This window comes from Helicobacter cetorum MIT 99-5656, from assembly GCF_000259275.1.
GTDB classification, from domain to species: domain Bacteria; phylum Campylobacterota; class Campylobacteria; order Campylobacterales; family Helicobacteraceae; genus Helicobacter; species Helicobacter cetorum.
Genome location: NC_017735.1, coordinates 1,238,696 through 1,254,109, shown reverse-complemented (window position 1 = coordinate 1,254,109; position 15,414 = coordinate 1,238,696). Strand labels below are relative to the sequence as shown.

The window sequence follows — 15,414 nt, the reverse complement described above, 5'->3', positions numbered from 1 at the left end:
TATTTTTTTAAACTCTTTTTTTAGGTTTTAAAATGGATAATATTTTTAAACTTTTTAATATCTTGCTTTGATTTTTAATGATTTTTAAAGTCTTTTTCGCACATTTTAAGGGCTTTTTCTTAAGAAAGCGTTTTTTAAAGCTTTTAGAAATTTGAGCTGATTTTCTTTTAAAAATCAATCTAGCTTTTTTGTGTATCATCTAAAACTCCGATACTTAAAAGTGTGCTTACTATACTCTTTTAATATGAATACAGATACAATCTCTTTAATTTAAATTATTTGATAGACATAGTTATGCACAAATTGTGCCATATCAATCAGGCGGTTAGAATACCCCCACTCATTATCATACCACGCCATAATTTTTACCATATTTTCTAGCGTGAAAGTTAAATCAGTGGCAACAATAACGCTATGAGGATTAGAAATAAAATCAGAACTTACTCTCTCTTTTAAATCTATATCTAATACGCCCTTTAACCCCCCTTTGGACGCTTTTCTTAATAAGTCGTTCAACAATTCTTTGGAAGCCTTTTTTTCTAAGGATAGGCTTAAATCTATCATGGATACATCAAGGCTAGGCACTCTTACGCTATGCCCATGCATTTTATTTTTGAGATTAGGTAGGACTTTGTGTAGGGCTAGAGCGGCTTTAGTGGTGGTGGGGATAATGTTACTTGCAGCCGCTCTTGAGCGGCGTTTATCAAAATGATGGGCTAAATCTATTAAATGCTGGTCGCTAGTATAGCTATGAATAGTAGTAAGTGTACCTTCTTGTATATGAAACGCTTTATCTAAAATAGCACAAATAGGGGCAATGGCGTTTGTAGTGCAAGATGCGTTAGAGATGATGTTTTGGTTTTTATAAGTCGTGTGGTTAATGCCATAAACTAAAGTGGGGTATTTGTTTTCATCGTATTCACCCATAAAGGGAGCGGATAAAATGACTTTTTTAGCCCCAAGCAAGAGATAATTTTCTAGCATTTTAGGCTCTAAAAACTTTCCTGAACACTCTATTAAAACATCTACGCCTTTTAAGTCCTGTATAGTGTTGAAAGTAGGGATTTCTAGGGTGTCAATGATGAGCTTATTGCTATGGTAAATTACTTCGTTTGCAAGCAATCTGTGCGTGCTGTCATGCTCTAAAAGATAAGCTAGAATTTCCCAATTAGCAGGGTCGTTGATGCCTACAACTTCTATCGCACCACTATAACGCTCTATGATGGCTCTTAATACGCATCGTCCAATACGACCAAATCCATTAATGAAAATTTTCATCGTAACCATTATCCTATTTTTATGATTTCAGTCTCAATTTTTAGGGAGTTTTGTTTGGTATTTTACTACATTTTGTGTTATTATATTTGACCTTTTTAGGGTTAATTAAAATGTTTTTAAAAATTTAATACAAAGGAGCTTAATTATGGCGTTGTATAATAGGGCAGGCTCTCACGCATACGCAGAAAGTTCAGTCGGCGTGTTGCATGAAAGCGAGCTGGTGAGTTTTGTTAAGACAACTTATAAATTCTTTGCTGGCAGTTTGTTATTAGCCACAATCGGAGCGTTGCTAGGTTTGATGAATTTTCAAGCCGTGGTGCAGTATAAATGGGTGTTTTTCATCGCTGAAATTGCGGCGTTTTTTGGTTTGATGTTTTCTAAATCTAAGCCTGGGTTGAACCTGTTTATGCTCTTTGCTTTCACTTCTTTATCAGGGGTTACTCTAGTTCCATTACTTGGTATGGTCATTGCAAAAGCTGGTTTAGGGGCAATTTGGCAAGCACTAGGCATGACGACCATTGTCTTTGCTTTAATGAGTGTGTATGCTTTAAAGACCAAAAATGACTTAGCTAATATGGGCAAAATGCTCTTTATTGCGTTAATCGTGGTAGTGGTGTGTTCGCTCATTAACTTGTTCTTGGGTAATCCTATGTTTCAAGTTGTCATTGCTGGGGCGAGTGCGATTTTATTTAGCTTGTATATCGCTTATGACACTCAAAACATTGTTAAGGGCATGTATGATAGTCCTATTGATGCGGCGGTGAGCTTGTATTTAGACTTCTTAAATGTCTTTATTTCTATTTTGCAGCTCATCGGTATTTTTTCAGATAGAGACAGATAATTTGAAAAGGTAGGGGGGGGGACTAAAATAATGCGTTGTGAAACGCATTATTTTAAAAACTTAAAAAATATCTTAAAGTATTTATGACACTTCGCTTCACATTCTTAAGGATTGATTATGCCTAAACGCACCGATATTTCTAATATTCTACTTATAGGTTCAGGCCCTATTGTGATTGGACAAGCTTGTGAGTTTGATTACTCAGGGACTCAAAGTTGCAAGACCTTAAAATCCTTAGGCTATAGAGTTATCTTAATCAATTCCAATCCAGCCACCGTGATGACTGACCCTGAATTTTCACACAGAACTTACATTCAGCCCATTACCCCAGAAAATATCGCAGAAATTATTAAAAATGAAAAAATTGATGCCATTTTACCCACGATGGGCGGACAAACCGCTTTAAATGTGGTCTTAGAAATGCATGAAAGGGGCATGTTAGAGGGCGTAGAGCTTTTAGGGGCTAAGATTGATGCGATTAAAAAAGGCGAAGACAGGCAAGCCTTCAAAGAGGCTATGCTAAAAATTGGCATGGACTTGCCTAGGGGGCGTTATGCCTACACAGAATTAGAGGCCTTAGAGGCGATTAAAGAAATTGGTTTTCCAGCTATTATTAGAGCGAGTTTCACTCTAGCAGGCGGAGGGAGTGGGGTAGCTTATAATATTGAAGAGTTTCAAGAGTTAGCTAAGAGTGCCTTAGAAGCATCGCCTATTAGTGAAATTTTGATTGAAGAGTCCTTGCTAGGGTGGAAAGAATATGAAATGGAGGTCATACGAGACAGCAAGGATAATTGTATTATTGTGTGCTGTATTGAAAATATTGACCCTATGGGCGTTCATACCGGCGATAGCATAACGATTGCTCCTAGTCTCACCCTAACAGATAAAGAATACCAACGCATGCGAGATGCAAGCTTTGCGATTTTAAGAGAGATTGGTGTAGATACCGGCGGAAGTAATGTGCAATTTGCTATCCATCCAGAAACTTTAAGAATGGTTGTGATTGAAATGAATCCACGAGTGAGTCGTAGCTCTGCTTTAGCATCAAAAGCAACCGGCTTTCCTATCGCAAAAGTCGCAACCATGCTTGCAGTGGGCTTTAGCCTAGATGAAATCAAAAATGATATTACCAACACTCCAGCGAGTTTTGAGCCTAGTTTGGATTATATCGTAGTCAAAATTCCTCGCTTTGCGTTTGAAAAATTTGCCGGCGTTTCAAGCACTCTAGGAACTTCTATGAAAAGCATTGGCGAAGTGATGGGAATAGGGGGAAATTTCTTAGAGGCTTTGCAAAAGGCGTTATGCTCTTTAGAAAATAATTGGCTAGGGTTTGAATCCTTAAGCAAGGACTTAGAGAGCATTAAAAAAGAAATCCGCCGACCAAATTTCAAGCGATTGCTTTATATCGCTGATGCGTTTAGATTGAAAGTTTCTGTTGATGAAGTTTTTGAATTGTGTCGGATTGATAAGTGGTTTTTACACCAAATTCAGAAGTTAGTAGAAGTAGAAGAAAGCATTAATTCTAGCGTTTTAACGAATGCTTTAAAATTGAGAGAGCTTAAAAACTTAGGTTTTAGCGATGTTAGAATTGCAACTAAAATCAAAGAAAATGAATGTTTGGAAGTTAGCCCTTTTGAAGTGGAATTAGCTAGAAAAACCTTACAAATTACCCCTAATTTTGAAGAAGTGGATACTTGTGCAGCGGAGTTTTTATCGCTTACGCCTTATTTGTATTCTACCTATGCCCCTAATGCTTTAAAACTAGCATCCATTCAAAAAAATAGAGAAAAGAAAATTCTCATCATAGGTTCTGGGCCTAATCGCATTGGTCAAGGCATTGAGTTTGATTATTGCTGTGTGCATGCAAGCTTTGCTCTAAAAGATTTAAACATTCAAAGTGTCATGCTTAATTGTAATCCAGAAACCGTAAGCACTGATTATGATACAAGTGATACACTCTATTTTGAACCCATTCACTTTGAGTGCGTGAAAGCGATTATAGAAAGAGAGCTTGTAGATGGCATTATCGTGCATTTTGGGGGACAAACACCCCTAAAACTCGCTAAAGATTTAGCTAAAATGCAAGCCCCTATTATTGGCACGCCTTTTAAAGTGATTGATATTGCAGAAGATAGAGAAAAATTTTCACTCTTTTTAAAAGAGCTTAATATCAAACAGCCTGAAAATGGCATGGCAAAGAGTATTGATGAAGCCTATAGCATTGCTAATTTGATTGGTTTTCCTATTATTGTGCGTCCTAGTTATGTGCTAGGGGGGCAATATATGCGAACTTTAGAAAATATTGAAGAGTTACGCCATTATTTAGAAAATGTTACGCATTCTTTAGAGATTAGCCCTAAAAATCCGCTTTTAATTGATAAGTTTTTGGAAAAGGCGATTGAGTTAGATGTAGATGCCATTTGTGATAAAAAAGATGTCTATATTGCGGGCATTTTACAGCATATTGAAGAGGCGGGCATTCATTCAGGCGATTCAGCATGCTTTATCCCTTCAACTCTAAGTTCTAAGATTTTAGATGAGATTGAGCAAACGACCGCAAAAATCGCTATTCATTTAGGCGTAGTAGGGCTATTAAATATTCAGTTTGCTGTTTATAATGATTCGCTTTATTTGATTGAAGTTAATCCTAGGGCAAGTAGAACGGTGCCGTTTTTAAGCAAGGCTTTAGGCATTCCTTTGGCTAAAGTGGCTACTAGGGTTATGGTGTTAGAAGACTTACAAGAAGCCCTTAAATTTTATGATAAAAAGGGTATTGTGGAGTATTCTAAGGGAGTTTATAAACCTAAAATGCCAAATTTTGTGGCTTTAAAAGAAGCAGTTTTTCCTTTTAATAAACTCTATGGAGCGGATTTAATTCTAGGGCCTGAGATGAAAAGCACAGGCGAAGTTATGGGAATTGCGAGTTCTTTGGGGCAGGCATTTTTCAAGGCTCAAATGGCTTGTTTTAACCCTATTCAAAACAAGGGGCTTATTTTTGTTTCCATAAAAGATAAGGATAAAGAAAAAGCATGCGATTTATTGAAACGCTTAGTTAAATTAGGCTTTGAATTATGTGCTACAGAAGGCACGCATAAAGCCTTAGAAAAAGCCGGAGTAAAGTCTTTAAAAGTGCTTAAAATCTCAGAAGGTCGCCCTAATATTATAGACTTAATGATGAATGGAGAAATCAGCATGGCGATTAATACGAGTGATAATAAATCTCAAGGCGATGCCAAACTTATCCGCACTTCTGTGCTTAAAAACCATGTGAGTTATTTCACCACTTTAAGTGCAATAGAGGTCTTGCTCTTAGCGTTAGAAAAAGGTTCTAAAGAAGACAAGTTGCTAGCCCTGCAAGATTATTTAGAATAATTAGTCTTATGGCATTAGTGTATTTAGCCCAAAGCGATACAACGATTGGATTACTTTCTAAAGATAGTGAAAGGCTCAATACTTTAAAAAAACGCCCCAAAGATAAAGGCGTTTTAATAGAAAGCCATGACTTTTGCACTTTAAAAAGCTTGGTGCGTGTGCCTATTAAGTTTAAAAATTTCGTTAGAAGAAGCACTAAAACGACCTTTATTTACCCTAATTCAAAGGCTGTTCGTGTAATTAGTGGTAGGCATAGGGATTTTTTGAAGCGTTTTAAAACGCTCTATAGCACTTCGGCTAATCTCACACAACAAGCTTATGATAAAGAAGTGGCTTTCAGTCTTGCTGATGTAGTCATAAGCGATGAAAGGGGCTTATTTGAAAGCACTAGCTCTAAGATATTTAAACTCTATAAGTGTAAAAAAGTGAGAATAAGATAGCACAGAGAAATCATCGTAATAGTGCTATTAAGTTATGAATGCAGTTTGTGTTTAGTGTTTGTTTGTAAAAATAGGTGGTTCTTTTTAAGATTAGGATAATATTTTTTTTGTTACAATAACATTTTGTTTTTTAGAAACAATAATTATTATAACTAGGATTGAATATGAGCAATCACACTAAGCATTTTAGAAGCCGTTGCAGTGCTTCTATGATTTTGGTCTTACTGACGATGAGTGAACTAGAAGCTAAAGAAGAGAGAAAGACAGAAAGAAAAGGCAAAAACGAGCATACTTTAGGCAAAGTTACCACTCAAGCGGCTAAAATCTTTAATTACAACAATAAAACCACTATTTCTATCAAAGAATTAGAAAGAAGACAGGCTAATCAAATCAGTGATATGTTTAGAAGAAACCCTAATATCAATGTAGGCGGTGGTGCGGTTATGGCACAAAAAATTTATGTGCGTGGCATTGAAGATAGGCTTGCTAGAGTTACTGTAGATGGTGCGGCACAAATGGGAGCAAGCTATGGGCATCAAGGAAATACCGTTATTGACCCTGGTATGCTAAAAAGCGTGGTCGTAACTAAGGGTGCTGCTCAAGCGAGTGCAGGGCCTATGGCTTTAATTGGTGCGATTAAAATGGAAACTAAAGGTGCGAGCGATTTTTTGCCTAAAGGCAAAGATTATGCGATGAGTGCGGCCGCAACCTTTTTGACGAATTTTGGGGATAGAGAAACAGCTATAGCAGCCTATCGTGGCAATTATTTTGATGTGCTTTTATACTATACGCACCAAAATATATTCTATTATCGTGATGGTAATAATGCGATGAAAAACCTTTTTAACCCCAAAGCGGATAACAAGGTTACAGGAAGCCCAAGCGAGCAAAACAATGTAATGACTAAAATTAACGCCTATTTAAGTGAAAGAGATACCTTAACTTTAAGCTATAACATGACAAGAGATAGTGCAAATCGCCCCCTAAGAGCGAATTTTACTGGGACTTTTTTACCTTATTCTTGCGGTGATTTTAACGCTTTTCCTAACGAGCAAAACCCTAGCGATTGTTTGTTTGAAAATGATGCGAAATTGTTTAAAACCCATAGTATTAATGTGGTGCATAATCTTAGTTTAGGTTATGAGAGAGAAGGGGGGAATCATTTTGGCGACCCTAAATTAAAAATGAATGCGTATGCGAGTGTGAGAAATGTAAATATTAAGCCCCTTTTTAGACCCACAGATATTGCCACTATTATTCCTTTCACCCCAAACCCACAACTTCCCACAGATAAAGAAAATAGATGTGTAGCACAAGGTGGTATTTATGATGCGATTAATAAAACTTGCTCCATTACTTTTAAAAATCTTGGCGGAGGTTCTGTGGTAGCTAAAAAGGATTTATTTATTATTAACTCTGGGTTTAACGCTAATGTGATTCACACCATTAATCATAACAGCGAAAACCTTTTTGAATACGGGCTGAACTATCAAAATCTAACTACTTTTGATAAGGCTATCCCTAATAGCGAGTTAGTAAGACCTGGCGATGCTCCTGATGCTTGCTTACAAGTTAAAGGGCCTAATGACCCTAATATGAATGGGCATTGTCAAAGAAATGGTGCTACGGCCAATGTAATTGGAGTGTATGCACAAGCTAACTACACTTTACATCCTATGGTAACTTTGGGGGCAGGAACTCGTTATGATGTTTATACTTTGGTGGATAAAGATTGGCAATTGCATGTAACGCAAGGCTTCAGTCCAAGTGCGGCCTTAAATGTTTCGCCTTTAGAAAATTTAAATTTCAGGCTTTCTTATGCGTATGTAACAAGAGGACCTATGCCTGGGGGTTTAGTATGGATGCGTCAAGATAATTTACGCTACGACAGGCATTTAAAACCTGAGATTGGACAAAATGCAGAATTTAATACAGAATATAGTAGTAAGTATTTTGATTTTAGGGCTGCTGGTTTTATCCAATTGATTTCTAATTATATTAACCAATTCTCTTCAACGCTGTATGTAACAAACCTACCTAAAAAAGATATTATCTATGTCCCTGGTTATGAAGTTTCAGGCACAGCTAAATATCAAGGCTTTTCTTTAGGTTTAAGCGTGGCACGCTCATGGCCTAGCATAAAAGGTCGTATGTTAGCTGATGTATACGAATTAGCAGCCACTACGGGTAATGTATTTATTTTAACGGCAAGTTATACGATTCCACGCACTGGTCTTAGTTTTACATGGCTTTCACGCTTTGTTACTAATTTAGATTATTGTGCTTATAGCCCTTATCGTAATAGTCCTACAGATATTGACAGACGCCCTAGTAATTGTGCTAAAAAGCCTGGCATTTTCCATGTGCATAAACCTGGTTATGGGGTGAGTAGTTTCTTTATTACTTATAAGCCAACTTATAAAAAACTTAAGGGGCTAAGTCTTAATGCGGTGTTTAATAATATTTTTAACAAACAATATATCAATCAGGCAAGCCCTGTGATGAGCCCTGATGAGCCTAATCAGGATAAATATGCAATGGGCATGGCAGAACCAGGTTTTAATGCTAGGTTTGAAGTGTCTTATAAGTTTTAACCCCCCCCCCAAAAAATGATGTGGGGTTTATCTCTGTTAAAAGAGATGAGCTTAAAACTCCATGACTAAGTTTGTTTTTACTCCGCTTCTATCAGAATAAAGGGCGGGAAAATCGCTAGCAATGGCTTCGTTTGCACCAGCTTTATAGCCTTTGTTAGTGTGTATGCCATAATAAATAAGCTCTACAGAAGCCTTGAGATAAGGCGTGATAGTGTAGAATAATGACAATACGGCTCGTGCTTCATAGGAAACGGGTGCACTTGAATATTGGGCGATAAAATTCCATGAAAATTTTTTATTAAGATGGATTCCCCCAACAGCAAGGGCAATGGTAATGGCGTTAGCCTTGATGCCTGTTCCCCAATAGCCCGCATAAATGCTATTCCCCCCTAATAGCACTTCTGTGGGGTTTCCCATTTTTCCTATCCAAGTATTTGCGTTTTGAAAGACCTTGTAAAGCGTGAGCGAAGTATAAAATTGGTTGTAATCAAAGCGTTGCTGGATAGAAAGAGTCTGTCCGTTTTGAGTGGCTTTAGTGTCATTTTCATAAACAGGTGTTCCATTTTCTTCCACAAGCATCCAAGGATAGTAAATAGGAAAAAGGGCTATAAGGGTTGTTTTGGAGCGAAACCCTACAGCACTAAAATTAGGACTAGTGTTGTATTCTAGTTTGAAGCCCGGAGCGTTGAAAGTTTGTGGGGAAAAATAAAAAAACCCTTCTATAAACAAAGAACGCCATTTATAAGTGGCTTGTAAAGCATGCACGCCTAAGGTTGTTTTATGCCCTTTAGGAGTGTATCCCCCTTGAGAATTTTTAACATAACCTTTGGAATAAGTCTTTCTAGCAGCATACCAATCCATTAAAAACGCGCCATAGGCAAAAGCCCTGCCAAAAGAGCTAAACCACCACAAACGAAAATCCTTATGCTGGATAAAAGCTTCAAAGCCTTGAGTCCAAGCACTTTTAAAAAGTGCACTTGATTGGTAACGACCAGCCTTAAAACCAAAGAGATTCTTATAGCGGTATTCCAAAAAGGCGTCGCTTAAAACATAGTTATGCACATTTTGATTTTTTTTGAAATTTTCAATTTCAAGGGTATCGGTTTCTAAAACATTATCCTTTTCGCCAAGAAACCCTTCATAAAACCCAAAAAGGTCATAGGCTACAGAGCCGTCTTCAAACTTCTTGGTGCCATCATAAAAGATAGAGCCTATCATACCCCCAACAGCCCCCTTTAGGATATGTTTATCATTTTTGATGAGATGAAAATTTGTCCCAAGATAGCCAGAAATAGTGGCGTATTGTGGTGTAGGATATATTCCTTTTGCTCTATTGATTTTATGTTGATTAAAACCAATATTGGAAGCTTGGGTTACAAAACCACTGAATTGATAATCAAAAGCTTGCAGCATTTTAGGTGTTAAAAGACTCAAGCTTAAACTCAAACAACAACTAACAGACTTTAACAAATGTTTCAACGCTATCTCCTAAATATCATAAGGTTAAATCCTTACTTTGTCTTAAATATCTCAATATAAGGCAATTTTGGTATTTAGTTATAACTTTTTGGTTGCTTAATTCTATTGATAATTAACAAATAATTAACAGAAAATTATTTATAAAACGAACAAAAATAAATGTTTTGAGTATTTTTGAGTAGAATATGGGCAACAACGATAATTCAATGGGGGTTTTTTCCTTGCCTTTTAAATGTGTCCTAATGGAAGTTGTATTGATTTTCATTTTGCAGTCAAGTTAAACATACCTTGTTAAAGGTAACAAATATATTATTTTAATACTTAGTAATTTTAAACAAATTTATAATAAAGGGGTATTTTTTGTAAAATAATGAAACATCTAAACAGAAAAAATTAAAATAGTAGCCATAAGTTTTAATTGATGTCTTAATTTTATATTATTTTTTGATTGTATTTTATAACTAGAGAAAAGGTTATACTATATTAAATATAGGGAGAATGTCATGAAACAAGGAAAGTGTTTTCTTGCTTATTCTGTATCGCTTTTGCCTTTTCTGTTTTGTAGTTTGGGGGCTTTTGATTATCAATTCAATGGCACTTTAGAAAGTTTTTCTAAGATTGGTTTTAACAATTCTAAAATCAATTCTAAAAAAGGGATTTATCCGACTGAGAGTTTTGCAGATATTGTGGGTATGGCGCAAATTAAGTTGGATTTGCTTCCTAAACACACCGCTAATCACAAACTCTCTTTTTCTCTAGGAGGCACTCTAGCGGCAGTTCCTTGGGACAAGACAAAATACGATATTGACCAAGCGAATGGAAAGCCTTATGGCTCTATTGTAGAGAATTTTATTGGAGGTTATCATGGGTATTTTTTTAATAAATATCTAGGGCCCGCTTACACAGGCACAGCTAATGCGGCCGCCTATCATGCAAGACCTTATGTGTTGGATACCGCCTTTTTACAATACGATTATAAAGATATTGTTGGTTTTAAACTAGGGCGTTATGAGGCTAATATTGATTTTATGAGCGGTTCTAATCAGGGGTGGGAAGTGTATTATCAGCCCTTTAAAAGCGAGACGCAAAAATTGAAATTTTGGTGGTGGAGTTCTTATGGAAGGGGTTTGGCGTTTAATTCTTGGCTCTATGAGTTTTATGCCACAACGCCTTATTTAAAAAAGGGGGGAAATCCAAATAATAGCAATGATTGGATAAATTATGGCTGGCATGGAATCACTACAACTTATTCTTACAAGGGCTTAGACGCTCAGTTCTTTTACTACTTTTCGCCTAAGACTTATAACGCCCCAGGTTTTAAGCTCGTTTATGACACTAATAGAGATTTTAAAAATGTGGGTTTTCGCTCTCAAAGCATGATAATGACCACTTTTCCTTTATATTACAAAGGGTGGTATAATCCAGAAACTCACAGCTATAGTATAGAAGATAGCACGCCACATGGCTCATTACTGGGTAGAAAGGGTGTAACCTTAAATATCCGTCAAATTTTTTGGTGGGATAATTTCAATTGGTCTATTGGGTTTTACAACACTTTTGGTAACTCCGATGCCTTTTTAGGCTCTCATACCATGCCCTTAGGTAATAATACTTCCTACATAGGAAACAATATTAGTGCTACAACAACGCATGCAAGCATGATTGGTTATGATTTTTGGGATAATACCGCTTATGATGGGTTAGCTGATGCAATTACAAATGCAAATACTTTTACCTTTTACACTTCTGTTGGGGGGATTCATAAGCGTTTTGCATGGCATATTTTTGGGCGTGTTTCTAAGGCGAATAGAAACGCATCAGGGCATATGGGGAGGGCTAATGAATATTCTTTGCAATTCAATGCGAGCTATGCGTTTAGCGAAGTCGTATTTCTGAATTTTAGAATTGCTTATTATGGTGCAAAAATTCATGAAGGCTATCAGGTAGGTTATTTTGGTGCACCTAAGTTCAATAACCCTGATGGTGATTTTAGCGCTAATTATCAAGATAGAAGTTACATGATGACTAACATTACAATGAAATTTTAATTTTCTAAAATACTATTTACAATTAATTTAAATAAAAAATATAGCCGATAGGGGATTTTTAATTTTTCTTAAGATTATTGGTATTATAATAATCACATAACAAGTTTGGCCATAACTTGCATAAAAATTTTGTCTTTAAGATTAAGTTTAGGGAGAGTTTTATGTTAAGTTTCAAAAAAGCCTTTTTCCTTTCAGTTTGTCTTGTTTATTCTTTAAATGCTTTTAGTTATAAAGTGAGCGGTTCGTTTGGAAATTTCTCCAAAATCGGCTTTAATAACAAGCCCCTTAATACAAAAACCGGCTACTACCCCACAGAAACTTTTAGTGCTGTAACAGGTTTTTTGAATGCAAAAGCGGATTTACTGCCCAAACATATTTCAGACCATTCTTTTACGGCTAAATTAGGTTTTATGGGTGGTGGGGTTGCTTATGATGGCACAAAAAATATTATCAATCAAGCTAATAACCAACCCTTTGGCTCTATGATGTGGATGTATTATGGAGCATGGCATGGGTATTATGGGGCTTCAGGGTGGGGGACTAATAATGCTAATGGGATTAATAATGTGGGTAATGGGGGGTGTGTGGCAAGCGGGACTATTCCTTGTGCTACTTGGAATAATGTGGGCAATCAGTGGATGAGTGCTAACACGCATCAATTCGTAGTGAATGAAGCTTATTTGGAGTATGGCTATAAAAACATTTTTAGAATTAAAGCGGGGCGTTATGTCGGGAATGCGTATTTTATGGATGGCTATACTCAGGGTTTTGAAGCCACACTCAATGTTAAAGATTTCACCTTTTGGTGGTTTAGCTCCTATGGTATGGCTTGGACTTATGATGAATGGATTTATGATTATTTCGCCCCCATTGTAACCACAAACAAGCAAGGTAAAAAGGTCAATTTAGGCATCCATTCAGGGAGTATCACATGGCATAAAAAGGGACTTTCTATCAACCCTTTTTTCTACTTTTCGCCTAATACCTACATCGCTCCGGGCATTCAAGCTACCTATGTTTATAATATTCCTTTAAAAAACCACAGACACCTTTCTATTTACACTACTGCTATGGGCTTTTTTCCTTACTATAATCCAGCCCTATCGCATAATATCTTTTATAGCTCCTATGCAGGCACTAACGCACAAATGTTTTTATTCAAGCAACGCTTTACTATCAACAAATTTTATGTGGGCTATGGCATTTATAAGACTTGGGGAAATGCAAACGCTTATACCCCTTATACTGACCCTGAGTTAATAGGGTTTAACTTTTGGACTAACACCGTTTATGACTGGCTGAGTGCGGCTAACATGAATGCCAACGCTTTTACCCTTCATGCCAAAGTAGGCGGGCATGTGAGAAAACTTTCATGGGAAGTTTTAGGGCGTATCACTACGAGTCCTAGAGCGAATGAACAAGCCATAAACTTAGATTTAAGTTATAATTTTAGCCATTGGGTTAGTGCATCTTTAACTCTAGAATATTATCGGGCTCATTTGCATAATGGTTATGAAGTGGGACAATCCTTTAGCTCTGTATATAACCCTGTTTTTAAAGCCAGTGTTCAAGACAGAAGTTTTTTAATGACAAACTTGCATTTTAAATTTTAATTTAATGATTTTTTAAGGAAAATCGGCTTAATTTTAAGCTAATTATACATTCTTTTATGCTAGAATTTTTTCTTATAGAATGTTTTCTATTCTTAAAGTAAGGAAGAGGAATGAAACTAAAAAAACGAAAAGTTACCGCTACATTGCTGAAGCGTTTTACCCTGCCGCTTCTGTTTTCTACGACATCGTTAGGGGCACTCACTTATGAAGTGCATGGAGATTTTATCAATTTCTCCAAAGTGGGCTTTAACCATTCACCGATTAACCCCGTTAAGGGTATCTATCCTACAGAGACTTTTGTCAATCTCACGGGTAAGTTAGAAGGTTCTTTGCATTTGGGTAAGGGCTGGAGTGTGAATTTGGGTGGTGCTTTAGGCGGACAAGCTTATGATAGCACCAAGTATGATAGGTGGGCAAAAGATTTCACACCCCCAAGTTATTGGGATAAGACTTCGTGTGGCACTAATTCTTCAGAGCTTTGCATGAATGCCACTAAGATGTGGGAGCAGCAAGGGCCTGGGGGTATCATTGACCCTAGAGGTATTGGCTACATGTATATTGGTGAGTGGAATGGTTTGTGGCCTAACTACTATCCAGCTAATGCCTATTTGCCAGGACATTCTAGGCGTTACATGATTTACAAGGGGAATGTAACCTATCATAGCGATAGAATCCATATGGTAATGGGACGCTTTGATGTAACCGAACAAGAGCAAATTGATTGGATGTATCAAATGCTACAAGGTTTTTATGGAACTTTCAAGCTCACTAGGAATTTAAAATTCCAGTTGCTCAGCTCTTGGGGTCGTGGAATTGCTGATGGTCAATGGCTGTTTGCAGATTATCGTGAGAAGCCTTGGGGGATTCATAAGGCCGGTTTGATTTATCGTCCTACTTCGCATTTAATGATCCACCCCTATATCTATGTGATTCCAAAGGTAGGCACACTACCTGGTATTAAAGTAGAGTATGATACCGACCCTAATTTCAGTGGTAGGGGTGTTAGGAATAAGACCACTTTTTATGCGATGTATGACTACCGCTGGAATAACGCTGAGTTTGGCCGCTACGCACCTGCTCGTTATAACACTTGGGATCCTTTCTTAGATAATGGTAAATGGCGTGGCTTACAAGGTCCTGGCGGTGCGACTCTCTTACTACGCCACCATGTGGACATTAATAATTACTTCGTCGTTGGGGGTGTTTATATCAATATTGGTAACCCTAACATGAACTTAGGAACTTGGGGTAACCCTATCGCTATTGATGGTATCGAACAATGGGTTGGTAGCATCTATAGTTTAGGTTTTGCGAGTATTGATAATATTACCGCAGCTGATGCTTTCACAGAGTATCTTAAGGGTGGTGGTAAGCATGGTAAATTCAGCTGGAGCGTTTATCAGCGTTTCACAACCGCTCCAAGAGCTATGGAATATGGTATTGGTATGTATTTAGATTATCAATTCAGCAAACATATTAAAGCCGGTCTTAAGCTTGTATGGTTAGATTTCCAAATTCGTGCAGGTTACAACCCTGGAACAGGTTTTCTTGGACCAAATGGTCAACCGCTTAACTTGAATAACGGCTTGTTTGAGTCTTCCGCATTCGCTCAAGGCCCCCAAAACATAGGCGGTATTGCAAAAACTATCACTCAAGACAGAAGCCATTTGATGACTCATATTAGTTATAGTTTCTAAGAGGGTTATTTTTCATCTCTTAGATATGATTTTGATATACTTAATTTAATAT

At 37.0% G+C, this 15,414-nt stretch carries 10 protein-coding genes; 7 read left to right on the top strand and 3 right to left on the bottom strand.

The window, feature by feature from the left end:
- Nucleotides 1-7 precede the first annotated feature (7 nt).
- Both HCD_RS05905 and gap read right to left on the bottom strand, forming a co-directional pair.
- Nucleotides 8-199: a hypothetical protein gene (locus HCD_RS05905; RefSeq protein WP_014659666.1), complete on the bottom strand. Its 192-nt coding sequence runs from the start codon at nt 197-199 to the stop codon at nt 8-10.
- A 71-nt stretch (nt 200-270) separates the two neighbouring features.
- Nucleotides 271-1,278, bottom strand: coding sequence for a type I glyceraldehyde-3-phosphate dehydrogenase (gene gap, locus HCD_RS05900; protein WP_014659665.1), 1,008 nt, complete (start codon nt 1,276-1,278; stop codon nt 271-273).
- A gap of 145 nt (nt 1,279-1,423) precedes the next feature.
- Here gap and HCD_RS05895 point away from each other — a divergent pair, with 145 nt between their 5' ends.
- From HCD_RS05895 to HCD_RS05880, 4 genes are all read left to right on the top strand, one after another.
- Nucleotides 1,424-2,119: a Bax inhibitor-1/YccA family protein gene (locus HCD_RS05895; RefSeq protein ID WP_014659664.1), complete on the top strand. Its 696-nt coding sequence runs from the start codon at nt 1,424-1,426 to the stop codon at nt 2,117-2,119.
- A gap of 117 nt (nt 2,120-2,236) precedes the next feature.
- Nucleotides 2,237-5,491, top strand: a complete 3,255-nt coding sequence (gene carB, locus HCD_RS05890) for a carbamoyl-phosphate synthase large subunit (RefSeq protein WP_014659663.1) — start codon at nt 2,237-2,239, stop codon at nt 5,489-5,491.
- A gap of 8 nt (nt 5,492-5,499) precedes the next feature.
- A complete protein-coding gene (locus HCD_RS05885) occupies nt 5,500-5,931 on the top strand; it encodes a hypothetical protein (protein WP_014659662.1) in 432 nt (143 codons plus the stop codon).
- 164 nt (nt 5,932-6,095) lie between these two features.
- Nucleotides 6,096-8,525, top strand: coding sequence for a TonB-dependent receptor (locus HCD_RS05880; protein WP_014659661.1), 2,430 nt, complete (start codon nt 6,096-6,098; stop codon nt 8,523-8,525).
- Nucleotides 8,526-8,576: 51 nt separating this feature from the next.
- Here HCD_RS05880 and HCD_RS05875 read toward each other — a convergent pair whose 3' ends face one another.
- The gene (locus HCD_RS05875; protein WP_265101288.1) at nt 8,577-9,971 is read right to left on the bottom strand and encodes an outer membrane family protein; all 1,395 of its coding nucleotides are present in this window, start codon (nt 9,969-9,971) and stop codon (nt 8,577-8,579) included.
- A 536-nt stretch (nt 9,972-10,507) separates the two neighbouring features.
- Here HCD_RS05875 and HCD_RS05870 point away from each other — a divergent pair.
- The 3 genes from HCD_RS05870 (at nt 10,508) to HCD_RS05860 (ending at nt 15,362) form a co-directional block, all read left to right on the top strand.
- Nucleotides 10,508-12,052: an outer membrane family protein gene (locus HCD_RS05870; RefSeq protein WP_014659659.1), complete on the top strand. Its 1,545-nt coding sequence runs from the start codon at nt 10,508-10,510 to the stop codon at nt 12,050-12,052.
- Between the two features lie 161 nt (nt 12,053-12,213).
- Nucleotides 12,214-13,665 (top strand): outer membrane family protein, encoded by a 1,452-nt coding sequence (locus tag HCD_RS05865; RefSeq protein WP_014659658.1) that lies wholly within the window; start codon nt 12,214-12,216, stop codon nt 13,663-13,665.
- Nucleotides 13,666-13,775: 110 nt separating this feature from the next.
- A complete protein-coding gene (locus HCD_RS05860; RefSeq protein ID WP_014659657.1) occupies nt 13,776-15,362 on the top strand; it encodes an outer membrane family protein in 1,587 nt (528 codons plus the stop codon).
- Nucleotides 15,363-15,414 lie beyond the last annotated feature (52 nt).